A 25,294-nucleotide genomic window follows, 5' to 3' on the forward strand; every position below is an offset into this window, starting at 1 on the left:
TATAGAACTTTTATTTCTTCCCAAACAAAAGTTTTATTGATTTATTTTTAAAGTAATTTGCTACTTTCTTATTTACAATTACTTATGTCTTGAATTAATTTTATCTACTGGATTTACTCCTCTATTTTGAGTGAATTTTTACTTTAATATTGGCTCCAGAGTCGTGCGTCTTTCGCGTGAAGGATGGACAGGGCTTGGTCTTCTGCTGGACTTAGTGTGAATTTCATGTGAGGCATGTTTAGTGACGTATTGGTTTTACCTGTTACTAAGTTGGTCCAGGCCAGCAGAAGACGGAACCCCGAAACAGCCTGACCTTGTTGCCTATCTTCTTGTTTGTTTAATTAGAGGACTAACCTCGCAATCTGTGATGCTTCTTTAATCAAGGACCTAAGCCGGCAACAAGGGCACGCCCAAATAAAAAAAGGAGAGCTAATGCTCCCCTTTCTTTATATCTATATATGTAATAAGATTATTTACGTATTACTTTATAACTATTCTTAGCTCCCTGATCGGATGTGGTTATTATATACATACCTTTTTCTGGCAATGGAACCTCCTCTACTCCTTTATAAGTTTGGATTAACTGCCCCATACTATTATATACGTTGATAATCGCTGTTGATGTTAAACCTGAAAGATTAACTGTTTCAGTGGTTGGGTTTGGATACACTTGAACCTTAGAAGAAGTAAGATTAACTGTTCCTAAAGTTGTTGGCCAAGTATTTTCAGCAGCCGGTCCACCCCAAATAACTGTCGCCAAGAATGGATTGTCTATGAAAGGGTTTCTATTTCCTTGAACACCTTGAAGAATTGTGTTGCGACTGGTTTCAATTTCCGATACTGGATCCTCGGCGTTCCATTCCAAAAAAATATCTGGCATTTCGGAATGGTAAGAATTAGCACCCGTTCCTGTGTAATTAGGATTCCACTGCTCGCCATAACGCAAATACATATACATAATAATACGTGCGACATCACCTTTCCAGTTTTCACCTGGATAGAAATCACCATTTGAATTGATGTAAGAAGGAACTCCTGATCCAAAACCGAAAGGTCTGTTTCCTCTTGAACCATTCATTTCAACATCTGACGGGCGCAAGTGATGCGGATCTGCTGTCGGGCCGTTATTATCTGAATTAGAGCCATCTAAACCTTTTGGAAACACATGTTCACGGTTCCATGTGGCATCAGTACAAGGATTTCCGTTACCACAAGTCGCATCTTTGTCACGCGAATAATCGTCGTCGTCCTCAGCATTGTTATTATCCCAACCGTATATTAGAACAACCTCTGAGGAATTTTCTGGATTTTCATCGGTTTGTTTCAAAATACTCCACAATTCATTATATGTAACCGTATAATTATGAGTATTTGTGATTAATCCACTCAAAGCTTGCTTGAGTGCTTGGCCTTCTAAAGAAAGATCAACACTCTGATAGTATGGTGGTGCGGTTTGCGCATGGAGCAAAAAAGAGAACGAAAGAAATAAAAGATATAAATAATTCTTCATTTGTAAATGGTATGTATATTTTTGTTAACACAAATGTAAGTAAAGTTTTCATTTTAAGTGAAAAATGGATATTAAGGACAAGATTTATAACGAGTTTCAATTTTTTGGAGTAGAAAGAAATTATCTTTTGGCCATGAGTGGTGGTATTGATAGTAGCGTTCTATTTAATCTAATGTTAGACCTAAACCTAAATTTTGGGGTTGCTCATGCTCAGTTTGGGTTAAGAGGCGAGGAATCTGAAAAAGACGAAGCTTTTGTGAGAGAGCTTTGCGCAGAAAATGAGATTCCATATTTCACGGAAAAATTCAATGTTCCGGAACATATGGAAAGTGAAGGCATCTCATTGCAGATGTCGGCGCGCGAATTAAGATATGAATGGTTTGAAAGATTATTGGAACATGAGCAGTTTAATTATTTGGTTACTGCCCATCATTTAAATGATTCAATTGAAACATTTTTTATCAATTTAACGCGAGGCACAGGTTTAAGAGGTTTAACTGGCATTGATCATAATGAAAAAGTTATCCGTCCTATGCGCGGTGTTAGTTTAAAAGAAATTGAAAATTACGCCGATGACAACCAAATAAATTGGCGCGAAGATGCTACCAATGCCGAAGATCATTATTTAAGAAATAGAATTAGACATCATATAGTTCCGGCTTTGGAGGAGTTAGATGTGAATTTCAATCAGAGTTTTTCTAATAGCCTTGAACACCTGAAGCAGGATGTTGAGTTAATTTCTGATTATATAGATGAGCTAAGAAATCGATTATTTATTCGAGAACAGAATCATATTAAAATCGAGGTTTCATCCTTAAAAGAGAAAAAGAACGCAAAAGCCATCTTCTATTTGTTTGAGCCCTTTGGTTTTAAGCATCCTAAAGCAGTCGAAAAATTATTGAATAGTCAAGAAAGTGCTGAAATTCGATCTGAAAATTATAGATTAATCAAAAATCGCTCACATCTGCTACTACAGGAAAAGTCTGAAAAATCTTTAGAGAAATACGTTTTTCACAAAATTAATGATATTGAAAAACCGATTCGATTGCGATTTAAGAAAAAATTAACTCTCCCAGAGGATTTTTCGAGCCATTTGGACTTCGAAAAAATTAAATTTCCCATATCTTTACGGATTCGTGAAAATGGTGATAAGTTTCGCCCGAGTGGCATGGGAGGACAATCCAAAAAAGTGAGCAAATTTTTCAAAGATTTGAAGTTATCTAAAATTGAAAAAGAAAACACTTGGATTTTGTGTGATGCAGATGATAAAATCATTGGTATTCCTGGGCTACGATGGGACGAAAGTTTTATCGCCGATAAAGAAACAAATATATGGTTACAGGTAGAAAAATTGGATTAACTCTATTATTAATTGTCCTTCATTTTTTCGCATTTTCCCAAATTCTGAATCCGATCAAGTGGACCTCGGAATCTAAACAAATCAACGACAACACTTTTGAGATTCACATGACAGCTATCCTAGAGGATACTTGGCATGTTTACTCTACCAAACAGGGTGATGATTCTGGTGGTGTTGGGATCCCGACTTCATTTACATGGACGGATAACAAAGACATTAAGATTGTTGGTGAAATTCAAGAGAAGGGGAAATTATTAGATGTTTTCAACGAATTGATTAGTGCGCGTGAGCAGTATTATGGCGGTAAGGTTACATTTATTCAGAAAGTCGAAGTAGCTAAAACCACCAAGGCGGAGGTTGAAATTATGTTTCAAGTTTGTAATGATGAAGGTTGTTTAGCGCCAGACTATAAAACATTTAGCTTTGATCTTAAACCTAAAAAATCAACCACACAAAACAAAACACTTGACGCTGAAGAGGGAGATAGTTCGGAGGACAACAATGAATTGACTTCAACTACGGATGACAGTAATGATTCTTCTACAGAGGAAACAGATGCTGATGGGGCGGTAAATTTACCTGCACCAGATTTATCTTCGGCTAACCAAGATGTAGACAATACATCTGAGTCAGCAAGCGTTGAGACTAATGTTGACGTAAAAGAACCAAGCAATAAAGGAAACCGCACGTTTTGGGAGATCTTCATTTTTGGATTCTTAGGGGGATTTGCAGCTTTATTAATGCCTTGTATTTTCCCAATGATTCCATTGACGGTGAGTATGTTCACCAAGCAAAGTAAAACAAGAAGTAGCGGAATTACTAAAGCGCTTATATATGGTATATCGATAATCGTAATTTATGTTGCTTTAGGACTAGTAATTACAGCTATTTTTGGTCCAGGTGCATTAAATGCTTTGGCAACCAATCCATGGGTGAATATCGCATTCTTTGTATTATTCATCATTTTTGCTATTTCGTTCTTTGGAGCCTTTGAAATTACATTACCTTCTAAATGGGTAAACAAAGCAGATAAAGGAGCTGACAAAGGAGGTTTAATTGGAATCTTCTTTATGGCATTGACTTTAACTCTAGTTTCGTTCTCTTGTACAGGACCAATTATTGGAACATTATTAGTAGAGTCAGCTAACACAGGAGCTTTATTAGGACCTGCTATTGGAATGTTTGGGTTCTCATTGGCATTAGCTTTACCATTTACTTTGTTCGCAATCTTCCCAGGATGGTTGAATTCATTACCAAGTTCTGGTGGATGGTTAAACACGGTAAAAGTATCTTTAGGTTTTATCGAATTAGCCTTTGCACTTAAATTCTTATCAAATGCTGATTTAGTTTGGCAAGCACACTGGTTAGAAAGAGAGATTTTCTTATCAATTTGGATTGGAATTTTCTTTGTGATGGGATTATATTTAATCAACGCATTCCGTTTATCATTAGATTCTGACGACAACAAAATTGGAGTTCCAAGATTGATGTTTGCGATCTTAACTTTTGTGTTCGTCTTCTATATGATTCCAGGTTTATGGGGAGCACCTCTTAAATTATTAAGTGGTTTAACGCCACCTAAAAACTATGCAGAATCTCCAACAGGATTCTTTGGCGGCGGAGGATTAACAAACAATGCAACTCAATTACCAGAAAATGCACACTATGGTCCACACCAAATTCCTGCTTTCTATGATATTGACGATGCATTTGCATATGCTAAAGAAGTTGGAAAACCAGTTATGATTGACTTTACTGGAGACGCTTGTGCGAACTGTAGAAAAGTTGAAGATAATGTTTGGTCAGACCCAAGAGTTATGGCAAAACTATCAGATGAAGTTGTTTTAGCTTCACTTTATGTAGATAGAATGATTGAATTACCAGAGGAAGAAAAGGTTTATTCGGAAGTAAAAGGAAGAAAACTAAGAACGATTGGTGACAAGTGGTCAGCTTATCAAATCGAGAAATTCCAGTCAAATTCACAACCATTATATATAATTGTTGACGAAGATTTAACTCACTTCAACGAACCGATGGGAACTGAGTTGAACATCGACACCTACCTACAATGGATGGATGAAGGAATTGAAAACTTCAATAAGAGTAATTAATCTTAAAGGATTTAAAAATAAAAAAGGCAGTCAGAATTGGCTGCCTTTTTTTTTATGGGTTAATGTTTTAAATTTTAATTCAATCGTCTAATCTCTACTCTCCTATTTTGCGCTCTACCCTCTTCGGTTTCATTGGTACGCAAAGGTCGAGTTAATCCAAAACCTTCGGTTTCTATACGACTTTCATCGATATTATTTTGGATTAAATAATTTTTCACGGCTTTGGCTCTACGTTTAGACAAATTAAGATTATAAGCAGCAGAAGCCACATTATCTGTGTGTCCAGAAACTTTGATTTTAATCTCAGGGAATTCTATTAATTTTTCAATAACCTTATTTAAATCCACTGTTCCGCTATATTGAATTTGATCTTCATCGGTATCGAAATAAACATTCTCTAGAATTAATATTTCATCAGTTTTTTCTTCTTCAAAATACTCTTCTACTTGGTCCATTCCTACATATAATCTCTTGTTTGCACCCGGTAATGCGTGTACAGAAACCAAGTCAAAACCTGGCGATGCACATTTAACATCAAGGCCTACCACCTTTATGAATCTTACGGGTTTATCGAATCCAATATCAGCCAAGTCTAATTTATCTTGCCCACAATCATTAACAACTCCCAAAAATGAAAACTCCTTACCATCGTTACTAACATAAATTTCTGCCCATTCATCACAACATCCGTGCTCCACAACTATAATATCGGGTTGATTGGGCGCATCTATAATTTCATTATCGGTAAACTCAAGTATGATATAGCTGTCTTTGGGCAAACTCACGAACCATTTTTCTTTGTTTTCTCCCAAAATCTTATCGTGGTTCATTCGGATGGGAAAGTTCAAACCTTGTCCGCCATAAAGTTGTTCAAAAACATCGAAATAGCCAGAATAATAGGCTTCTACTACAATGTCTGGATATTTGGATTTATCCTCTTTTTGAGCCAAAGCAATGTTTGTTAACCCAAAGTATAGGATTAAAAATGAGATTAAGGGATAATATTTAATATGGACTAGGAAGATGAGTTTTGCTTTTTAATATTTTATCAAATTTAGTTATATTTCGCTTACTTCTAATCTTTATGATAAAGCTTGCATTTCGTTTTATTTATTAGTTGCTGGGTTCGGCAATATTTTATTTTGTGGTTTATTATCCAGAATCGATAAATCAACCTCTACAATGGAGCCCACTATGGAAAAGTATGCTAGCAATGCTACTTATTTTGATCATTGGAATTTATATGGATAATAAATTTAAAACCGAATGATTATCCAGATGTAATTTTACATAAATTATTTTAAGACCATTATATCATTGAAAACAGATTCTGAATACAGGAAAATTACTTAATTTTGCCCTGTTTTGAACATTACTACACTTAAAGAAATAAAATCCTTACACAAATCAGCCGATTTTGTGCAGAAAGCTATTGCTTTTCATCAAGAAAACGCAGAAGGTAGTTTACAAATTAAAGGATTAATTGGTTCGTCTAAATCCTTTACTATTGCTAATTTATTTGAAGAAATTAAGCAATCCATATTAGTAATCTATGATGATCCAGAAGAGGCATCCTATGCTCTAAATGAGTTAGAGGAAATCTATGATAAAAACACCGTGCTTTATTTCCCTCCCTCGCACCGTAGGCCTTACGAAATCGAGGAAGTTAATAATGCCAATGTGGTTTTAAGAACCGAAGTTTTAAATAAACTTTCATCTTCTAAGAAGCCACGCATAATTGTATCTAACTCGAATGCGATAACAGAAAAAGTAGTTACTAAAGCTACTCTATCGAATAAAACGCAAAGACTTAAGGTTGGCGAACAAATTTCTGTTGAGTTTTTAAATGAAGTTTTATTCGATTATGACTTTCATAGAGTTGACTTTGTAACAGAACCCGGTGAGTTTTCCGTTCGTGGAGGAATTATTGATATATTTTCATTTTCTGATGAAAACCCATATCGTATCTCTTTCTTTGGAGATGAAGTGGAAAGCATCCGAAAATTCGATATTGAGACCCAGCTTTCTATTGAGAAAGTGAATAAAATTACAATTGTAGCCAATGTCGAGAATAAATTAGTTTTTGAAAAAAGACAGAATTTCCTTGAATTCCTACCAAAGTCGACTTGCATTGTGGGGACAAATTTAATTTTAACTGCTAAGCATTTAGATGATACCTTTTCAAAAGCCAAAGATGCTTTTGAAGGTTTATCACAAGATATCCAGCGTTCAGAACCAGAAGAAATATTTACTACAGAAACTGAATTAAAAAAAGAATTAGAAGCAAGATTTGTAGTTGAACTTTCAAATCAAACCTTGCTTACACCACATTATATTTACGAGAGCAATCAAACACCTCAACCTCCATTTCATAAGAAGTTTGATTTATTGATCGACGACCTACAAGAAAAGTCGGAGGATGGTTATACCAATTATATTTTCTGTTCGGGAGAGAAACAGGTGCAGAGATTCAAAGATATTTTTGAGGACATTGGTAGAGAAGTTAAGTTTAACCCTATCATCAGCACAATTCATTCAGGTTTTGTAGATAATGAATTAAAGATTACTTGCTATACCGATCATCAAATTTTTGAACGTTATCATAAATACAACTTAAGAAATAGCTTCTCTAAGAAAGAAAGTATTACGCTTAAGGAGCTTACAGGACTTCAAGTTGGAGATTATGTAACTCACATTGATCATGGTGTTGGAAAATTCGGTGGTTTAAAGCGAATCGATGTTAACGGAACTATGCAGGAGGCGATAAAATTGATTTATCGAGATAACGACATATTATATGTATCGATTCATTCCTTGCACAAAGTCGCTAAATTTTCGGGCAAAGATGGGAAAGAGCCAACCATTAATAAATTAGGTTCGCCAGCTTGGAAAAATCTTAAAAATAAAACCAAGAAAAAAGTTAAGGAAGTTGCATTCGACTTAATTAAACTATATGCTAAACGAAAAATGGAAAAAGGATTCCAATTTTCTGAAGATGGCTATATGCAAAATGAGTTAGAAGCATCTTTTATGTATGAAGACACACCAGACCAATTAAAAGCCACAGAGGATGTGAAAGCCGATATGGAAAGTCCTTTGGTAATGGATCGATTGATTTGTGGTGATGTTGGATTCGGGAAAACCGAGGTTGCTATTCGTGCTGCATTCAAGGCGGCTACAGACGGAAAACAAGTGGCTGTTTTAGTTCCAACTACTATTTTAGCTTTCCAGCATTGGAGATCTTTTAAAGAAAGATTAGCTGATTTTCCAGTTAGAATTGAATACTTAAATAGATTTAAAACTGCCAAACAAAAGACAGAAATCTTAAAAGATTTAGCTGATGGTAAAATTGAAATTATCATCGGTACTCATCAGATTGTTAGTCAAAAAGTAAAATTCAAGGATTTAGGTTTATTGATTGTAGATGAGGAACATAAATTTGGTGTTTCTGTCAAGGATAAACTAAAAACCCTTAGAGCACATTTAGATACGATTACATTAACGGCGACGCCAATTCCAAGAACGCTACAGTTCTCATTAATGGCAGCACGTGATTTATCTATCATAAAAACTCCACCACCTAACCGACAACCGGTTGAAACCAAATTGATTGGTTTAAACGAAGAGGTGATTCGCGATGCTGTGTTTTATGAACTTCAGCGTGGCGGTCAAGTCTTTATAATTTTCAATCGTATTGCCGGATTAAAAGATATCGCGGGAATGGTTCAAAGATTGGTTCCAGAGGCAAAAATTGGAATCGGTCATGGCCAAATGGATGGGAAAAAACTAGAAAAAACCATGCTTGATTTTATGGCAGGTAAATTCGATGTTTTAGTTTCAACAACGATTGTAGAAAGTGGTGTTGACGTACCCAATGCCAATACCATGATTATTGTAGATGCTCAGAATTTTGGTTTGGCTGATATTCATCAAATGCGTGGTCGTGTTGGTAGAAGTAATCGAAAAGCATTTTGTTATTTAATTACTCCTCCACTAGTGACCCTAACCAGTGAAGCCCGAAAAAGACTTCAGGCCATTGAGCAATACAGTGATTTAGGTTCTGGATTCAACATTGCCATGAAGGATTTAGAAATTCGTGGAGCTGGAAATTTATTAGGTGCTGAGCAAAGTGGTTTTATGGCAGAAATGGGTTTTGAAACCTATCAGAAAATCTTAAATGAAGCTATTGAAGAATTGAAATATTCACCAGATTTCAAAGAGCTTTTTGAAGACGAACCAGAGAAAGATCACTACGTATCTGATTTTAATCTAGATTCTGATTTAGAGCTATTACTTCCATATGATTATGTAAACTCGGTCGAAGAAAGAATGTCCTTGTATCAAGAAATCACGCAGATTGAAAATGAAGAGCAGCTAGAATCTTTCAGACAAACTTTAATTGATAGGTTTGGTGATTTACCAACTGAAGCCGTGGAGTTATTAAAGTCTATTGAATTAAAATGGTTAGCTCAAAAACTTGGTTTAGAGAAAATCATCATGAAAGGAAAAATTCTTTCTGGATATTTCATTAACAACACTCAATCGCCTTTTTATCAAGGAGAACAATTTCAACATATCATTCAATATTTAGCACAAAATCCAAATTTTGCTAGTTTAAAAGAAAGAACGGTTCGCGGTAGTGATTTACCTTCTTTAATCTTAAAAATTAAAGATGTTAGTTCCGTAGATGAAGCGCTAGAAGTTCTTGGCCGACTAAAAAAATAAATTAATCCTATCTATTTTTAAAAATTTAAGCACTAAGTTTGAGATCTAAAATTGGACTTAGTGCTCTCATTTACTTTAGATTCTAAAATTGTTAGATTGCTCTAACAATTTTATTATATTTGCAGAATAACATTTAAATAAATGAGAAAATACTGGATAAATTATTTAGTCATTATTTCTTGCTTCATGCTAATTTTCAGCTGCCAAAAAAAGAAGAAAAGTGCTAAATTCAAGGTGGTAACTACTACCAACATGATTTCTGATTTATTACATCAGATTGGAGGAGATTCTATTGAAGTAGTTGGTTTAATGGGAGCTGGCGTAGATCCGCATTTATACAAAGCAAGCGAAGGAGACGTTACCAAACTTACTACAGCCGATGCTATCTTCTACAGTGGCCTTCATTTAGAAGGTAAAATGGTAGATGTTTTCGAGAAAATGAATAAATCTGGCTATAAAACATTTGCCTTGAGCGATGGTTTGCCTGAAAAAAACAAAATTTCATCAGCAAATTTTGCAGGAAATCATGATCCACACATTTGGTTTTCTGTTGAGAATTGGAGACTTGCAGCTAAATATGTTACGAAACAGCTTTCCACCTTACAGCCACAGAATAAAAATTTTTTTGAAGAAAATTTAAGGACTTATGATTTAGAGTTAAAATCCTTGAAAGAAGATTTAAATGAAATTGCTTCTAAACTTCCTAAAGAAAAAAGAATTCTTGTTACAGCTCATGATGCTTTTTCATATTTCGGTAAAGAATTCAATTTTAAAGTGGTAGGGTTACAAGGTATTTCTACTACGGCTGAAGCTGGAACCAAAGATATTTTAGACTTAGCGAATTTTATCGTTGAAAATGATGTACCCGCCATATTTGTAGAAAGTTCAGTTCCAGAACAAACTATTCTCGCATTAAAAAGTGCAGTAGAGTCAAAAGACAAAAATGTTGCTTTAGGCGGAACTTTATATTCAGATTCATTAGGTAATTCTGGCACACCAGAAGGAACCTATCTTGGAATGTATATTTATAATATGTCAACCATTGTAAACGCATTAAATGTCACAGAATAAATTTGCCATAGAAGTAGACGATCTTACGGTTGCTTATCATCAAAAACCTGTACTGTGGGATATTGACTTAAAAATTCCTCATGGTGTGTTAATGGCGATAGTCGGGCCTAATGGAGCAGGAAAATCCACTTTAATCAAGTCGATTATGAATTTAGTTGATCCATTGGCTGGAACTATTACTATTAATGGAGATTCATACGACAGTCAGAAGAAAAAAATCGCTTATGTACCTCAGCGTGGAAGTGTGGATTGGGACTTCCCAACAAAGGTGCTTGACGTAGTGATGATGGGAACTTATGGTAAATTAGGTTGGATTAAAAGACCTGGAAAAAAGGAGAAAGACCAAGCGATTGACGCATTGCGCAAGTTAGAGATGTTAGATTTTAAGGATCGACAAATTTCTCAACTTTCAGGTGGGCAGCAACAGCGAGTTTTCCTAGCACGTGCGCTAGTTCAAGATGCCGATATTTACTTTATGGACGAACCTTTTCAAGGTGTTGACGCTACTACCGAGGTAGCCATAATTGCACTTTTAAAAGAATTAAAAGAACAAGGAAAAACCGTAGTGGTGGTTCATCATGATTTGGACACAGTTCCAGAGTATTTTAATTGGGTGTTGTTATTAAACGTCAAAGTAATTGCTTGTGGTCCGATGGAATCAACTTTCACCACTGAAAATTTAAAAAAGGCTTACGGTAGCAAACATTCTTTTGCTTATTTACTTACAAATCCCGAAAACTAATGGAAGTTTTATTCGAAAGAACTTTTTGGATTATTGCGTTAGGAACGGGATTGTTAGGTGCGACAAGTGGCATTTTAGGAAGCTTTGCTGTTCTTAGAAATCAAAGTCTTTTAGGAGATGCTATTTCACACGCAGCATTGCCAGGAATTGTTTTGGCTTATTTAATAACTGGAGAAAAATCCAGTTTCGTTCTTTTATCTGGTGCCATTGTTTGTGGAATTTTGGGTTCTTATTTCGTGAATGATATAGTTAAAAACTCGAGATTGAAAACCGATACCGCATTAGGAATCATACTTTCGGTTTTCTTCGGAATTGGAATGATGTTATTAACTTATGCTCAATCTTTAGACGATGCCAATCAAGCTGGTTTAGATAAATATTTATTTGGGCAAGCTTCAACTTTAATGCAAAAAGATGTGTTATTAATGTTAGGTTTCTTAATTCCATCTTTATTACTAGTATTCACTTTTTGGAAAGAAATCAAAATATTCCTGTTCGACGCTGAATATGCTCAAACCTTAGATATTCCTGTTCAAAAAATAAATTTAATGTTGACTTTACTCATTGTCATCATTATCGTGATGGGTTTACAAACCGTTGGGGTGGTTTTAATGAGTTCGCTTTTATTAGCACCTGCAGCCGCTGCAAGACAATGGACTAATTCCTTATCAAAAATGTTAGGAATTGCTGCTATAATTGGAGCATTTAGTGGAGTTTTCGGATCTTATATAAGTGCTACGGAATCCAATTTACCAACAGGGCCAGTGGTCGTTTTAATCGTGTCGGCAATCGTTTTCCTTTCTTTATTATTTGCACCTCAACGTGGTTTAATCGCCAAGTATTTAACAAATAAGGAAAAACAAAAACAGTATACAAAATGAGTCTTTCACAAGTAGAAATACAACTTATTGCTGTTCTAGTATCGCTTTGCTGTTCGATATTGGGTGTTTTCTTGGTATTAAGAAAAATCGCCATGATTTCAGATGCGATTAGCCATTCTATCCTACCAGGAATCGTTTTGGGATTCTTCATTACAGAGGATTTAAATTCTCCATTATTAATTTTAATGGCGGCTTTAATGGGCATGTTCACCGTGTTTTTAGTCGAATGGATTCAGAAAACCAAACTCGTAAAAGAAGATACATCTATTGGAATAGTATTCCCTGCCCTATTTAGTATTGGTATCATAATGATTACCCGGAGCGCCGGCGATGTACACTTAGACACTGACGCCGTTTTATTAGGGGAACTAGCTTTTGCTCCCTTTGATAGATTTTTCTTTAATGATATGAACTTAGGTCCTAAAGCTCTCTGGGTAATGGGAATTATTTTCGTCGTAATTATTTCACTTTTACTCTTATTCTACAAAGAGTTAAAAGTCTCGTCATTTGATGCAGGATTAGCGGCCACATTGGGCTTCTCTCCTATCATCATTCATTATTTACTGATGTTCTTATCCTCTGTCACTATAGTTGGGGCATTCGACGCAGTTGGGTCTGTATTAGTTGTTGGATTTATGATTGTTCCAGCGGCAATAGCTTATTTACTTACGAATGACTTAAAACAAATGATAATCATCTCTATGATTTCAGGAGCTATTTCAGCTATTGCGGGTTATTGGTTAGCACATAGTTTAGATGCATCTATTGCCGGAAGCATGATGGCAGTTCTTGGCGTCATGTTTTTAATCGTTTACTTATTCTCGCCATTAGAAGGTAGGTTTACCAAGAAGATTCGTCATAAAAGAAAGCGTCAAGAGATTTCCCTTCTAACTTTACTGATACATTTACAAAGTCATGAAGAAAAAAGTGAAAAAAGCGTAAATCATTTACAAGAACATATAAACTGGGACGAACTCAAAGCCAACAGAGTTCTTAAACTTGCTGTAAACAAGAACTTTGTAGACATAAATGAAGGTGTAATTCATATCACCGAAACAGGTCAAACATTCACTAGATTGAAGGTTAAAGAGTATTTAGAGGAGTAAAAAGCCGACTTTTATTAAACTTTTTTGAAGAAATGTTTGGTAGTTAAAAAATCGTTTGTATATTTGCAGTCCAATAACGCGGGATGGAGAAGTCGGTATCTCGTCGGGCTCATAACCCGAAGGTCGTTGGTTCGAGTCCAACTCCCGCTACTAAGCAAAAGGTTTTACAGAAATGTAAAACCTTTTTTATTGCCTTTATTTAAGCTTTCTTAATCTAAGAACTTAAAACAATCCAATCATTCCAACACAAAATTATCTGAATAGCAGAACTATAGCTTTAGACTATTTTTATAATTATTAATTAAAATTTGATTTGGTTTAATCCTAATAAACCATTCAAGTTTATTATATTTATTGAAAACCTAAAGATATGGCCAAGAAAATAGCAGATTTATTAGTAGAAAATTTAGTTGATGCAGGCGTTAAGAGAATATATGCCGTTACTGGCGATAGCTTAAACCCCATCAACGATGCCGTTAGACGAGACGGAAGACTGGAATGGATTCACGTGCGCCACGAAGAAGCTGGAGCTTATGCTGCTTCTATGGATGCCGAACTCGACGGAATAGGTTGTTGCATGGGAAGTAGTGGCCCAGGACATGTTCACTTAATCAACGGACTTTATGATGCTAATCGTTCTGGAAATCCTGTTATCGCGATTGCTTCTACCATTACAACGGATAAGTTTGGAATGGAAAATTTTCAAGAAACCAATATCGTAAAGCTCTTCGACGATTGTAGTAAATATTGCGTTATGGCTAATACACCTCAACAAGCTGCTAACGCATTTCAGTCTGCAATTCAACATGCGATTCAAATGAGAGGAGTTGCCGTGGTTGGTTTACCAGGAGATGTTTCGGAAGCTGAAGTAAAAGACATCACGGTTGCGAGTAAAAACTTTTACACCAATTCTATTGTAACTCCAGGAAAACAAGAGCTAGCTGAATTAGCTGAAGTCATTAACTCTAAAGAAAAAGTAATGTTATTCTGCGGCTACGGCTGTAAAGACGCTCAACAAGAAGTCATGCAACTAGCAGAGAAAATCAACTCCCCTATTGGATTTAGTTTCCGCGGTAAAATATTCTTTGATAAAATTGACAATCCTTATGCAGTCGGTTTAAATGGACTTTTAGGAAGTAAATCTGGCTTCAAAACCATGCAGGAAGCTGATCTTGTAATTATGTTAGGTACAGACTTCCCATACACTGACTTTTTACCAGAGGAAAATACCATGATTCAAATTGATGACAAACCTGAAAGAATTGGACGTCGTGCAAAAGTAGATTATGGTTATGCAGGCAAGATTAAAGATACTTTAGAAGCTTTACTTCCTATGATTATCAAGAAATCGGATGATGAATTCTTGAAAGATATGCGTGAGCTACACGAGGATCAAGAGAAAAAATATGCTTCTTATGTAAATGAAAGATCGAAGGATAAGTTTATTCATCCAGAGTTTGTAGCATCCATAATTGATGAAGTAGCAACTGATGATGCTATTTTCACTGTTGACACCGGAATGTCGGCTGTTTGGGCGGCAAGATATATCCGCGGGAAACGCAATCGTTATTTAACGGGGTCTTTTAACCACGGTTCGATGGCGAATGCAATGCCTATGGCTATTGGAGCTGGACTTTCTAGACCCGACCGACAAGTTATTGCTCTTTGTGGTGATGGTGGAATCAGTATGCTTTTAGGAGATATGATGACGATTAGTCAGTATAACATTCCTGTAAAAATGATAGTTTTCAATAATCGCTCTCTTGGAATGGTGAAGGTAGAAATGCTTGTTGCTGGATACCCAGATTGGCAAACAGACATGAAGAATCCGGATTTTGCTAAAGTTGCCGAAGCTATGGATATTAAAGCCTGGAATGTAGAAGAATGTGCAAATGTTAAAGACATTATTCAAGAGGCTTTAAATCACGATGGACCAGCCTTAGTAAATATATTTACGGATCCAGATGCGCTTGCTATGCCTCCTAGAGTTGACTTTAATCAAATAAAAGGTTTTGCAAAAAGCATGGGTAAACTTATGCTAAATGGACAAACAGCAGACGTAATCGATTCAGCAAAATCAAATATGAAGTACTTAAAAGAGTTATTTTAAATTAAACATAAAACACTTATTAATTCAAGACCGTTTTCTTAAAAAGCAAACGGTCTTTATGTTTACAAATATTTTCTACTAACTCAACCATTGAAATCAACCTCAACGAATGGAATATTTCTTGTTGCTTTTTCATGAATTAAAAAACTCTTACATGACATTATATTCAGCCTTAATAATTATCTCTTCAGTTTTCGCCATTTTCGCTATCATGATCCTCTTTACGCGAATATTTGGTCTGCGCACTTTCGCTAAAATGAGTAGCATCGACTTCGCTTCTACTATTGCTATTGGATCAATTTTAGCGAGTACGATTTTAAATAAAAATCAAAGTTTAGAACAAGGAGCCTTAGCCTTATTTTGCATTATTACTTTACAAACCATCTTTTCCTTTTTGGTTAGAAAGAGTAAACTCTTTAAAAAGCTTCTTACAAACAAACCACAATTCTTAATGCTGGATGGCGAAATTATAGATGAAAACCTAAAAAAGTGTAATGTCAGTTTAGACGATTTATTAGGAAAACTGAGGGAAGCGAATGTAAAACAAATGAAAAATGTGAAAGCAGTTGTCTTCGAAAGCACAGGAGATATTTCTGTTTTGCATGGCAACGACAACACTGAAATAGATGATATCATTTTAAAGGATGTTGAGAAACTATAAAAATCTATATTTTCACAAAACAAGCACTTAAAAACTCAATAATCACTAAAAAACACCGCTCAATTTTGGCATTTATTACACAAATTCACTAACTTTCTAAGAATTAAAATTTTAGCGAATTATGATAAAAAAAATAGCAGTTTTAGGTCTTGGTAAAGTAGGAAGTTTAGTAGCGACCTTACTAAGTTCAAAATATGATGTAATAGGTGTTGATCAGGCAAAAAGTGAAGAAAACTTCCCTTTTGAACAAACTACAGGTGATGTTTCCGATGAAAGCTTTATGCGTGAGTTTTTAAAGGATAAAGATGCTGTCGTTTCTTGTTTACCTTTCTTTTTAAACATTAAAGTTGCAGAAATAGCCGTTGATTTGGGCGTTCACTATTTTGACCTAACAGAAGATGTTCCAACATTACACGCAATTCAGAAAATGGCTGATAAGAGTAATTCCGTCTTAGCACCACAATGTGGTTTAGCGCCAGGGTTTATTGGAATTATGGGCGCCGGACTTTATAAACAGTTTTCAGAAGTGCGCAGTGTAAAATTAAGAGTAGGTGCTTTACCTCTACATCCTATGGGACAACTTGGATATAGTTTTACTTGGAGCGCTGAAGGTGTAATCAACGAATATATTAATGACGCGGAAGTTATTCATAATGGAGAAAGAAAAATGCTAGCTTCTTTGGATGATGTTGAATCGATTAATATTAACGGAAGACAATACGAAGCATTTCTTACATCTGGTGGATTAGGAACTATGTGCGAAACTTTAGAAAACAAAGTAGATACTTTAAACTATAAAACCATTCGCTACCCAGGACATAGAGATGGGATGAAACTTCTTTTACATGATTTATTACTTAAAAACGACAGAAAGCTAGCAAAGGATATTCTAAATAACGCTCTGCCTATCGTTGATGAGGATATTGTTTTGGTTTATGCAGCTGTGGAAGGTAAAATTGATGGAAAGCTATGTAGAAAAGAATTCTCTGAATCTTACCGTCGAATAACTTTAGACAATAAAGAATGGAGAGCCATTAGCTGGACAACTGCTTGTAGTATTTCAGCGGTAGTTGATTTGGTTTCGGAAGGAAAACTTAAAGACAAAGGCTTTATTAAACAAGAAGAAATCCCATTTGATTTATTTATGGAATCACATTATGGCTCTATGTACGAGACTTATAAGGACCCAAAATAATTAGGATTAAGTTTTAATAAGCCCGCTTTTAAATTACAATCATTGTCGATTTAACCTTTATCTATTTCTTAAATAATTTAATAAAAATAAGCTCAACTTATTCATTATCATAAATATTTATTAAAATAGCTTTGGTAGGCTCACGTGATTTGTTAGATTGGCATTTCTGAAAAAAAAATTACATGAAAAACCCTATACATTTTAATAAATCGAGGATTCTAGCTTTAATTTTCACATTTTTCTATGTTTTTAGCTTTTCTCAGCAAGTAGAAACCAATGCGTTGGAATTAGATATTGAGTTAATCAATCCATCTAAAGAGATTAATAATGGTATTGCGAAAGCTAAAGTGGTTGGAGGAAAAGCTCCTTATCAGTATAAATGGACCAACCAAAGCACACCTTTAAATTCAGCAGAATCAAAGGGTTTGATTGAAGGTATGCCCTATTCTCTTACTGTTACAGATGCCGATGGCAACAAAGCCACAAAAGAATTTGAACTCAAGGCTGAATCTATTACCGAGATATTTAATAGTAATGTTCAGCCCGCAGTAGATATTTTAGGGGCCATTTTATTTTGGGATCCATTTGCTAGCCTTGGCATTTATGATCCTGTGGTTTATTCTTCTTACCAAAACATAAACCTACCAAAGGAGATAATTGACGAAGAAACACAGAAATATTATCTTAAGGAATGGCTCGTAGCTAGCGGTGAACGTGTAGAAAAAGGTCAAGAGATTGCCATTATAGAAGATGAGAGCGGAAAAGAAACTTTGATTTCGGCCAAATCTAATGCGACTTTAAAACATTTATTAAAAGAAGGAGGTTTAATTTCTTCTGAGTCTAAAGCGATTTCAACCACAGCTAAAAAGCTAGGAAAACTTGAATTTGACCAAGCTCGTCCAATATTACACCCGAATGGAGACAAGAAAAAAAGCAACATTCCATTCATTGTAATTTGGCTCATCTTGGGTAGTATCTTCTTTACTCTAAGACTAAAGTTTGTTAACATTCGTGGTTTTTTACACTCTATTGATTTAGCTAAAGGTAAATATGATGACCCCAATGCGCCAGGAACTATTACCCATTTCCAAGCCATGGCAACTGCGGTTTCTGCAACTGTTGGATTAGGTAATATCGCCGGTGTGGCAGTAGCCATTTCCTTAGGAGGAGCTGGAGCAACTTTTTGGATGTTCTTAGCCGGATTCTTTGGAATGTCATTAAAATTCGCCGAGTGTGCCATGGGTGTAAAATATCGTTTCATTGATGATGATGGGCGTATTTTTGGTGGTCCGATGAACTACTTAAGACATGGATTGGAAAAAAGAAACCTCACTAAATTAGGTAAATTCTTAGCTGCATTCTTTGCCTTTTTAGGAATTGGAGCATCTTTCGGAGGAGGAAACATGCTACAATCTAACCAAGCATTTAAGATTGTATCAGAACAGATTCCCATTCTACAAGGTCAAGGATTTTGGTTTGGAATTGGTTTCGCCTTATTAGTGGGTGCCGTAATTATTGGTGGAATTAAGAGTATCGCTAAAGTAACAGCCAAGGTTGTTCCTATTATGGCCTTACTATATATTATAGGTTGTCTGGTAGTTATTGGAACTAATGTTCAACATTTAGGAACTGCATTTATGGCAATTGTAGATGGTGCTTTCTCAGCAGATGCATTAAAAGGTGGGTTTATTGGAGTTTTAATTGTTGGACTACAAAGAGCTGCCTTCTCTAGTGAAGCTGGTGTTGGATCTGCCGCAATTGCGCACAGTGCTTCAAAAACTAATCATCCGATAGCCGATGGTTTTACCGCTTTAGTAGAGCCTTTTATTGACACCATGGTAGTTTGTACCATGACGGCATTGGTATTAATCTTTACAGGGATGCACGAATCTAGTCAAGGAATGGGTGGTGTTGAATTAACCGCAGATGCCTTTGGTAGTGTAGTTTCATGGTTCCCAGTTGTATTAGCTATTGCTGTATTCCTTTTCGCATTTTCAACAATGGTTTCTTGGTCATATTATGGAATGCGTTCGTGGACTTATTTATTCGGTAGAAGTAAAAAAGGTGAGTTAGTGTATAAGTTGATGTACTTAGGCTTCGTAGTATTAGGAGCTTCTGTGAGTTTAGGCGCAGTTTTAAGTTTCGCAGATATGATGATTTTAGCGATGTCCTTCCCGAATATTATTGGTCTATATATTTTAGCTCCAGAAATTAATGCGGATATGAAAGCATATTGGAAGAAACTCAAGGAAGGGAAATTATACATCAATCCTAAATTCCTTAAAGCTAAATCTTAAAAACGCAGGAATTTAATCTTCCCAACCACAAAGTGTTCTATTGAGTCTTCTAGCTTCGTCTTTTGTGACTTTATAAATCTTGGTTGAACAATTAGACAAACCTCTGCAATTGGGAGTCAGGTGATATTTCTTGCTTGATTTTCCGTTGCAGATATAAACCGTATTAAAAGAAACATCCTGAAAAGAAGTTGTTCCGAACCAAAGTAGACAAAGTAAGAATATGCGCATTTGGTAAAAATAATGAATTTATTTAGCTTGTATAAAAGCTTTGTTTTAAAATTTACAAGTTTCCTTAATCAAAAATAATTTTACGTTACCTTTGTCGCTATGTCAGTTCGCGCAAAAAAACATTTAGGTCAACATTTTCTGAACGATAAAAATATCGCAGAGCAAATAGTCAATTCTCTAACTTGGGAGAACTATCATCAAGTTTTAGAAATAGGGCCTGGAATGGGTGTGTTGACAGAATTTTTATTAGAGCAAAAGCGTAATGTTTCTGTTGTAGAAATAGATCGAGATTCGATTGCTTATCTTAAAGAAAAATATAATGGAATTAAAGAAGTTTTGCCTATTTATGAGGAAGATTTCTTAAAAATGGATTTGGCTTCAGAGTTTAAAGAAGATTTAGCGGTAGTAGGAAATTTCCCTTATAATATTTCTTCTCAGATTCTATTTAAAGTCATTGAACATAAAGATATGGTGCCAGAGGTGGTAGGTATGTTTCAAAAGGAAGTTGCAGAGAGAGTTGCTGCGCCTCATGGAAATAAAACTTATGGTGTGATTTCTGTATTAATTCAAGCTTATTATAAAGTTGAATATTTATTTACAGTTCACGAACATGTATTTACGCCACCCCCTAAAGTTAAATCTGGTGTTATTCGACTGAATCGATTTAGACAAGATTTAGAAGTAAATGACAAGAAATTTAAGCAAGTTGTAAAAGCTGGTTTTAGCCAGAGAAGAAAAACTTTACGTAATGCTCTAAAGCAATTAGGTATTCCTGAGTCGCAAAAGGATCACAAATTCTTTAGTATGCGCGCAGAACAATTATCTGTAGAAGACTTTATTGAACTAACTAAAATAATGACAGGATGAACGAATGGAACATGAATGAAATTTTAGATCAAATTCTTCCATTTATTGAAGAAAAAAACGCTAGAGCTACCCTTGAAATACTCGCGACATTACACAATGCCGATATTGCAGAGTTGTTTCCAGAGCTGGATCTAGAGTATCAACTATTCATTCTTTCCATTTTAGAAAACGAAGACTCGGCGGCAGTTCTACTTGAGCTTGACGAGGAATATCGTAGACGTTTATTAAAGAATTTATCTTCAAAGCAAATTGCTGAAGAAGTTATTCAGGAGCTAGAATCGGATGACGCGGCCGACGTTATTTCCGAACTTTCTGATAGCAAGAAACAAGAGGTAATTTCTGAGATCCTAGACGAAGAACACGCCAAGGATATTGTTGACCTTTTACGTTATGATGAAAACACCGCGGGTGGTATCATGAGTAAAGAGCTTGTGAAGGTTAATCATAACAAAAGTGTATTAGGTGCTATTCGCTCTATGCGTCGTCAAGCCGAAGAAATGGAAGAAGTTTATTCCATTTATGTGGTAGATGATAATGATAAACTTCTCGGAACCTTAAGTCTTAAAAGTCTTTTAACCACTTCATCTAATACCAAGATTGCAGATGTTTATAATCCTAGATTTAACGCGGTAACCGTAACAGATCTTGCAGAAGATGTGGCTATTGACATCCAGAAGTATGACCTTTTTGAAATGCCAGTTTTAGATGAACGAGGACGCTTAGTCGGACATATTACAGTCGATGACGTGTTAGACGTTATGAGAGATGAAGCAGAAAAGGATTACCAAATGGCTTCGGGTATTTCTGTGGACGTAGATATGCAAGATAATCTTTGGACTAAAACCAAAGCACGACTACCATGGTTATTTATTGGTGTTGTGGGAAGTCTGGTGAGTTCAAGAATTCTAGATGGCAACTTAGGAGCTATGGAGAAAATTCCGATGCTGATTCTATTCATCCCTTTGATTGCGGCAACTGCTGGAAATATGGGAGTTCAATCATCAGCGATTGTGGTTCAGTCTCTAGCCGGTGGAACTATGAAAGGAAGTTTATGGGAGAATTTAGGCAAAGAAATCGGTATGGGACTCATCAGTGGCCTTGCTTTATCAGTACTTTTATTTGCTTTTAGCTATACCATGTATGGAGATTTTTTAGCTGGAGTCACTATATCCATTTCATTATTTTCTGTTGTAATTGTAGCCGCGATTGTAGGAACAACGATTCCAATATTTTTAGATAAAAGGGGTATCGACCCAGCTATTGCGACAGGTCCATTCATCACAACTAGTAATGATGTTATCGGAATTTCAATCTACTTTTTGGTAGCGAGACTATTTCTTGGGATTTAATTTAATAAATACTTAAGGCCTAAGATTTAAACCTCATCATTATCCTGATTCTTTTTACCAAACCAAATATTCCAGATATTTTTAATTTTTTCTAAAATTGTTATGCGCGGAGCTTCTGGTTCTGCAGGCGTTAAACTAATCTCCGTCTTTCTTAAATCCACATGATCCGGAACATCGATATCATCTTCATATAGCTCCTCTCCCATTAATAAAGCTAGAGGCTGTAGCCCAGAAACATGTCTAAAGATTTTTTTAAGCATAGCTATAAATGGAATAGACAACACCATTCCTGCAATTCCCCATATATATCCACCAGCGATTAAAGCAACAAAAGCGGTAAGAGCATTCACACTGGTATTGCTTCCAACAATTTTAGGTGTTAAAAAGTTACCTTCCACAACCTGAACGACAATAAATCCTATCAGAATCATAATAGCATGTGTCAAATCCATCGTTACCAAGGCGTATAAAATAGGTAGTGCCGCTCCAACATAGGTTCCGATATAAGGCACTATGATAAGTATCGCAGCCAAGCACCCAAACATAATAGCATAATCAACTCCGATAATTAAAAGCATAGTACTATTAATAACAGCCATTATCAGCATTACCGAGAATAGCCCTACAATATAATTCTTACCAACTCCTTGAACTTCATATAAAATCTCCTCTACTTTTTCTCTTTTTTCGATAGGAAAGAAAAATGTAATTCCTTTTTTAATCCCTTGTCGATACAATAACAATAAGAAAACATATACCGGAACTAAAAACACGTGCGCTACAAATGTAGAAGTCTGCGTAAACGTAGAAGATAATATCGAGCCTCCAGAACTTTCAAAGAAACCTAATACTTTCTGTCTCACAACACTCACATCAATCGGTGGCAAATAGGTGAAAGTTGAGTTATATTTCTCGATTCCTTGACTCAGTAATTGAACAAAATTATCTCTGAAATTATTGAACTCCGAAATTAAATTTGCAATCTGAGATCCAAAAAAGAAGGACACACCGAAAATAGCTGCGATTACCACCACAAAAACCAATACAATGGAAAATACAGTGGGAATTCCTTTTCGCTCAAACCAACGAACTAAAGGAACAAATATAAAAGCTAGTAATAAAGAGAAACTAAAAGGTATCAGAAAACTTTTACCATAATAAAGACATGCAATACTTAAAAATATTCCTGCTATGGTATAAAAGTAATTTTTCGGAGAAAATGTGAAGTTCAACATGGCCTTTCTATCTTTATGAGATACGTGTCAAATATAAACTTATTTTCTATAGCATTATTTATATCTAAATCAGATTTATAATTTTTAATTCTTAATAAACCCTCAGGCAAAACAGACAAAATGACAGATTATTAACCAAATTTTAATGCATCTTCAATTCTTAAGGCTCATTAATGCCTAATCTAGCCAAGAATCTTATAAAAGATGTTAAGGCTTGTTAAGGCCCTTGTATAGCTAATTGAATTGGTACTAAATTTGTTCTTGTTGATTCAAATAAACAATATACAAATGAAAAACATTCTAACTTATGCGTTCGTGGGTGTTTTAAGTGCGGGAACTACCTACGGCTTAATTCAATATTCATCCGACAACAACTTGTTGAATGATTCTAATTCTATAATAACGCAAGCTGATCCTGAAGCCGAGGCCGATGGAAAATTTGCAACTTATAATTACGCATCATCTGGTACTGTAATGCCGGATTTCACACAAGCTGCCGACAAATCAGTAAATGCGGTGGTTAGTATCAAAAACTTTGGTAACCCTTCTGCTAGTCAAAGAGGACAAAATCCATTTGATTTTTTTAACGATCCTTTCTTCGATCAGTTCTTTGATCAAAGAGGAAGAAGACCTCAAAGAGACGAAAACACACCTAGCGGCGCTGGTTCTGGAGTAATTATCTCTACAGATGGTTACATTGTCACAAACAACCACGTGATTGCTAATGCAGATAAATTAGAGGTTACATTAAACAATCAACAAACTTATACCGCCAAATTAATCGGTACCGACCCTAATACAGATATCGCTTTGATTAAGATTGATGAAGATAACTTACCTCATTTATCTTTCTATAACTCAGACCAAATTAAGGTTGGAGAATGGGTACTAGCGATTGGAAACCCTTTTGGACTTAATTCTACAGTAACTGCAGGAATTGTGAGTGCTAAAGGAAGAGGTATTGGAATTTTAAGTCAAAACGGAGATCATCCTATTGAATCATTTATTCAAACTGATGCCGCCATTAATCCAGGAAACTCGGGTGGTGCTTTGGTAAACACCTATGGACATTTAGTGGGAATTAACACTGCTATATACTCTAAAACAGGTTCTAACGCTGGATACGGTTTTGCTGTTCCTTCTAACTTAGTTAAAAAAGTAGTTGACGACATCAAAACTTACGGAATGGTTCAGCGTGGCTATATTGGTATTCAAGGTATCGACTTAACCAATGAAGCTGCTGTTAGAGACTACAACCGCATTAACAAAACAGAACTTAAAACTACACAAGGTGTAATGGTTGCTGAGCTTTCTGAAAACGGTGGAGCTATCGAAGCTGGAATCGAGGAAGGTGATATCATTAGAGAAGTGGATGGCAAGAAAGTAACAACTTTCAACGCACTTTCAGTTGCTGTTGGTTCTAAAAAACCAGGAGACATCGTTGATGTAAAAGTTGAACGCAATGGTAAAATGAGAACTTATAAAGTTAAACTTAAAGACCTTCAAGGTAACGACACGGTTCGTTCTTTAGATGACTTAACTATTACAGAGAAAATGGGTGCTAAATTTGAGCCTTTAACTAACAAACAAAAAGTTCAATACGGCATCGAGAGTGGAGTCTTAGTAACTGATGTTAATAGAACTGGAATCTTACAAGAAATTGGAGTTCAAAATGGATATATCATTCTTAAGATTAATGGAAAAGAAGTTAATTCGGGAGATGATATCGAGAAAATCCTTAAGAAACATAAAGGTAATGTGTCTGTAAACTTTGTAGACCGCTATGGAAGAATTTACACCAAAGGATTTAAAATGTAATTAAAACCTATAGGTTGAAAAACAAAAC

The 25,294-nt window shown here is 35.4% G+C and carries 18 protein-coding genes and 1 tRNA gene; 15 read left to right on the forward strand and 4 right to left on the reverse strand.

What is annotated here, in order from left to right; translation table 11 throughout:
* Positions 1-469: 469 nt before the first annotated feature.
* Positions 470-1,510, reverse strand: coding sequence for an endonuclease (locus tag NLM59_RS00005; RefSeq protein WP_304415679.1), 1,041 nt, complete (start codon positions 1,508-1,510; stop codon positions 470-472).
* A 64-nt stretch (positions 1,511-1,574) separates the two neighbouring features.
* On the opposite strand from NLM59_RS00005, the gene tilS reads away from it, so the two are divergent.
* Positions 1,575-2,870 carry a tRNA lysidine(34) synthetase TilS gene (tilS, locus tag NLM59_RS00010; RefSeq protein ID WP_304415680.1) on the forward strand — a complete coding sequence of 432 codons (1,296 nt, stop codon included), beginning with the start codon at positions 1,575-1,577 and terminating at the stop codon, positions 2,868-2,870.
* The gene (locus NLM59_RS00015) at positions 2,843-4,981 is read left to right on the forward strand and encodes a protein-disulfide reductase DsbD family protein (protein ID WP_304415681.1); all 2,139 of its coding nucleotides are present in this window, start codon (positions 2,843-2,845) and stop codon (positions 4,979-4,981) included. Before tilS ends, NLM59_RS00015 begins: the two co-directional genes overlap by 28 nt.
* 74 nt (positions 4,982-5,055) lie before the next feature.
* Here the strand turns inward: NLM59_RS00015 and NLM59_RS00020 are convergent, their stop codons facing one another.
* Positions 5,056-5,931 carry an OmpA family protein gene (locus tag NLM59_RS00020; protein WP_304415682.1) on the reverse strand — a complete coding sequence of 292 codons (876 nt, stop codon included), beginning with the start codon at positions 5,929-5,931 and terminating at the stop codon, positions 5,056-5,058.
* Positions 5,932-6,346: 415 nt separating this feature from the next.
* Between NLM59_RS00020 and mfd the strand changes: the two genes are divergently transcribed.
* The 10 genes from mfd to NLM59_RS00070 all read left to right on the forward strand — a co-directional run bounded on the left by mfd (position 6,347) and on the right by NLM59_RS00070 (position 19,769).
* The gene (mfd, locus tag NLM59_RS00025; protein ID WP_304415683.1) at positions 6,347-9,706 is read left to right on the forward strand and encodes a transcription-repair coupling factor; all 3,360 of its coding nucleotides are present in this window, start codon (positions 6,347-6,349) and stop codon (positions 9,704-9,706) included.
* 186 nt (positions 9,707-9,892) lie between these two features.
* The gene (locus NLM59_RS00030; protein WP_369426741.1) at positions 9,893-10,777 is read left to right on the forward strand and encodes a metal ABC transporter solute-binding protein, Zn/Mn family; all 885 of its coding nucleotides are present in this window, start codon (positions 9,893-9,895) and stop codon (positions 10,775-10,777) included.
* Positions 10,764-11,519, forward strand: coding sequence for a metal ABC transporter ATP-binding protein (locus NLM59_RS00035; protein ID WP_304415685.1), 756 nt, complete (start codon positions 10,764-10,766; stop codon positions 11,517-11,519). Before NLM59_RS00030 ends, NLM59_RS00035 begins: the two co-directional genes overlap by 14 nt.
* Positions 11,519-12,400, forward strand: a complete 882-nt coding sequence (locus NLM59_RS00040; RefSeq protein ID WP_304415686.1) for a metal ABC transporter permease — start codon at positions 11,519-11,521, stop codon at positions 12,398-12,400. The genes NLM59_RS00035 and NLM59_RS00040 overlap by 1 nt, the downstream gene beginning before the upstream one ends.
* A complete protein-coding gene (locus NLM59_RS00045; RefSeq protein WP_304415687.1) occupies positions 12,397-13,506 on the forward strand; it encodes a metal ABC transporter permease in 1,110 nt (369 codons plus the stop codon). The genes NLM59_RS00040 and NLM59_RS00045 overlap by 4 nt, the downstream gene beginning before the upstream one ends.
* Before the next feature lie 77 nt (positions 13,507-13,583).
* A tRNA-Met gene (locus NLM59_RS00050) sits at positions 13,584-13,656 on the forward strand.
* 220 nt (positions 13,657-13,876) lie between these two features.
* Entirely contained in the window at positions 13,877-15,616 is a 1,740-nt protein-coding gene (locus NLM59_RS00055; RefSeq protein ID WP_304415688.1) for a thiamine pyrophosphate-dependent enzyme, read from the forward strand.
* A gap of 154 nt (positions 15,617-15,770) precedes the next feature.
* The gene (locus NLM59_RS00060) at positions 15,771-16,277 is read left to right on the forward strand and encodes a DUF421 domain-containing protein (protein ID WP_304415689.1); all 507 of its coding nucleotides are present in this window, start codon (positions 15,771-15,773) and stop codon (positions 16,275-16,277) included.
* Between the two features lie 121 nt (positions 16,278-16,398).
* Positions 16,399-17,472, forward strand: a complete 1,074-nt coding sequence (locus NLM59_RS00065) for a saccharopine dehydrogenase family protein (protein WP_304415690.1) — start codon at positions 16,399-16,401, stop codon at positions 17,470-17,472.
* A 182-nt stretch (positions 17,473-17,654) separates the two neighbouring features.
* A complete protein-coding gene (locus NLM59_RS00070; protein WP_304415691.1) occupies positions 17,655-19,769 on the forward strand; it encodes an amino acid carrier protein in 2,115 nt (704 codons plus the stop codon).
* Positions 19,770-19,781: 12 nt separating this feature from the next.
* On the opposite strand, the gene NLM59_RS00075 is transcribed toward NLM59_RS00070, so the two are convergent.
* Positions 19,782-19,997: a hypothetical protein gene (locus NLM59_RS00075; RefSeq protein ID WP_304415692.1), complete on the reverse strand. Its 216-nt coding sequence runs from the start codon at positions 19,995-19,997 to the stop codon at positions 19,782-19,784.
* A gap of 99 nt (positions 19,998-20,096) precedes the next feature.
* On the opposite strand from NLM59_RS00075, the gene rsmA reads away from it, so the two are divergent.
* Together rsmA and mgtE are read left to right on the forward strand one after the other, a co-directional pair.
* Positions 20,097-20,864 (forward strand): 16S rRNA (adenine(1518)-N(6)/adenine(1519)-N(6))-dimethyltransferase RsmA, encoded by a 768-nt coding sequence (gene rsmA, locus NLM59_RS00080; protein ID WP_304415693.1) that lies wholly within the window; start codon positions 20,097-20,099, stop codon positions 20,862-20,864.
* Positions 20,861-22,213, forward strand: coding sequence for a magnesium transporter (mgtE, locus tag NLM59_RS00085; protein WP_304415694.1), 1,353 nt, complete (start codon positions 20,861-20,863; stop codon positions 22,211-22,213). Before rsmA ends, mgtE begins: the two co-directional genes overlap by 4 nt.
* A gap of 26 nt (positions 22,214-22,239) precedes the next feature.
* Here mgtE and NLM59_RS00090 read toward each other — a convergent pair whose 3' ends face one another.
* Positions 22,240-23,448 (reverse strand): AI-2E family transporter, encoded by a 1,209-nt coding sequence (locus NLM59_RS00090; protein WP_304415695.1) that lies wholly within the window; start codon positions 23,446-23,448, stop codon positions 22,240-22,242.
* 288 nt (positions 23,449-23,736) lie between these two features.
* Here NLM59_RS00090 and NLM59_RS00095 point away from each other — a divergent pair, with 288 nt between their 5' ends.
* A complete protein-coding gene (locus tag NLM59_RS00095) occupies positions 23,737-25,266 on the forward strand; it encodes a Do family serine endopeptidase (protein ID WP_304415696.1) in 1,530 nt (509 codons plus the stop codon).
* Positions 25,267-25,294 lie beyond the last annotated feature (28 nt).

This window comes from Profundicola chukchiensis, assembly GCF_029664245.1.
GTDB lineage: Bacteria > Bacteroidota > Bacteroidia > Flavobacteriales > Weeksellaceae > Profundicola > Profundicola chukchiensis.

Coding starts and splice junctions, on each gene's coding strand:
- NLM59_RS00005 (WP_304415679.1), bottom strand. CDS start 1,510: ATGAAGAATTATTTATATCTTTTATTTCTTTCGTTCTCTTTTTTGCTC.
- tilS (WP_304415680.1), top strand. CDS start 1,575: ATGGATATTAAGGACAAGATTTATAACGAGTTTCAATTTTTTGGAGTA.
- NLM59_RS00015 (WP_304415681.1), top strand. CDS start 2,843: ATGGTTACAGGTAGAAAAATTGGATTAACTCTATTATTAATTGTCCTT.
- NLM59_RS00030 (WP_369426741.1), top strand. CDS start 9,893: ATGCTAATTTTCAGCTGCCAAAAAAAGAAGAAAAGTGCTAAATTCAAG.
- NLM59_RS00035 (WP_304415685.1), top strand. CDS start 10,764: ATGTCACAGAATAAATTTGCCATAGAAGTAGACGATCTTACGGTTGCT.
- NLM59_RS00040 (WP_304415686.1), top strand. CDS start 11,519: ATGGAAGTTTTATTCGAAAGAACTTTTTGGATTATTGCGTTAGGAACG.
- NLM59_RS00045 (WP_304415687.1), top strand. CDS start 12,397: ATGAGTCTTTCACAAGTAGAAATACAACTTATTGCTGTTCTAGTATCG.
- NLM59_RS00055 (WP_304415688.1), top strand. CDS start 13,877: ATGGCCAAGAAAATAGCAGATTTATTAGTAGAAAATTTAGTTGATGCA.
- NLM59_RS00060 (WP_304415689.1), top strand. CDS start 15,771: ATGACATTATATTCAGCCTTAATAATTATCTCTTCAGTTTTCGCCATT.
- NLM59_RS00065 (WP_304415690.1), top strand. CDS start 16,399: ATGATAAAAAAAATAGCAGTTTTAGGTCTTGGTAAAGTAGGAAGTTTA.
- NLM59_RS00070 (WP_304415691.1), top strand. CDS start 17,655: ATGAAAAACCCTATACATTTTAATAAATCGAGGATTCTAGCTTTAATT.
- NLM59_RS00075 (WP_304415692.1), bottom strand. CDS start 19,997: ATGCGCATATTCTTACTTTGTCTACTTTGGTTCGGAACAACTTCTTTT.
- rsmA (WP_304415693.1), top strand. CDS start 20,097: ATGTCAGTTCGCGCAAAAAAACATTTAGGTCAACATTTTCTGAACGAT.
- mgtE (WP_304415694.1), top strand. CDS start 20,861: ATGAACGAATGGAACATGAATGAAATTTTAGATCAAATTCTTCCATTT.
- NLM59_RS00090 (WP_304415695.1), bottom strand. CDS start 23,448: ATGTTGAACTTCACATTTTCTCCGAAAAATTACTTTTATACCATAGCA.
- NLM59_RS00095 (WP_304415696.1), top strand. CDS start 23,737: ATGAAAAACATTCTAACTTATGCGTTCGTGGGTGTTTTAAGTGCGGGA.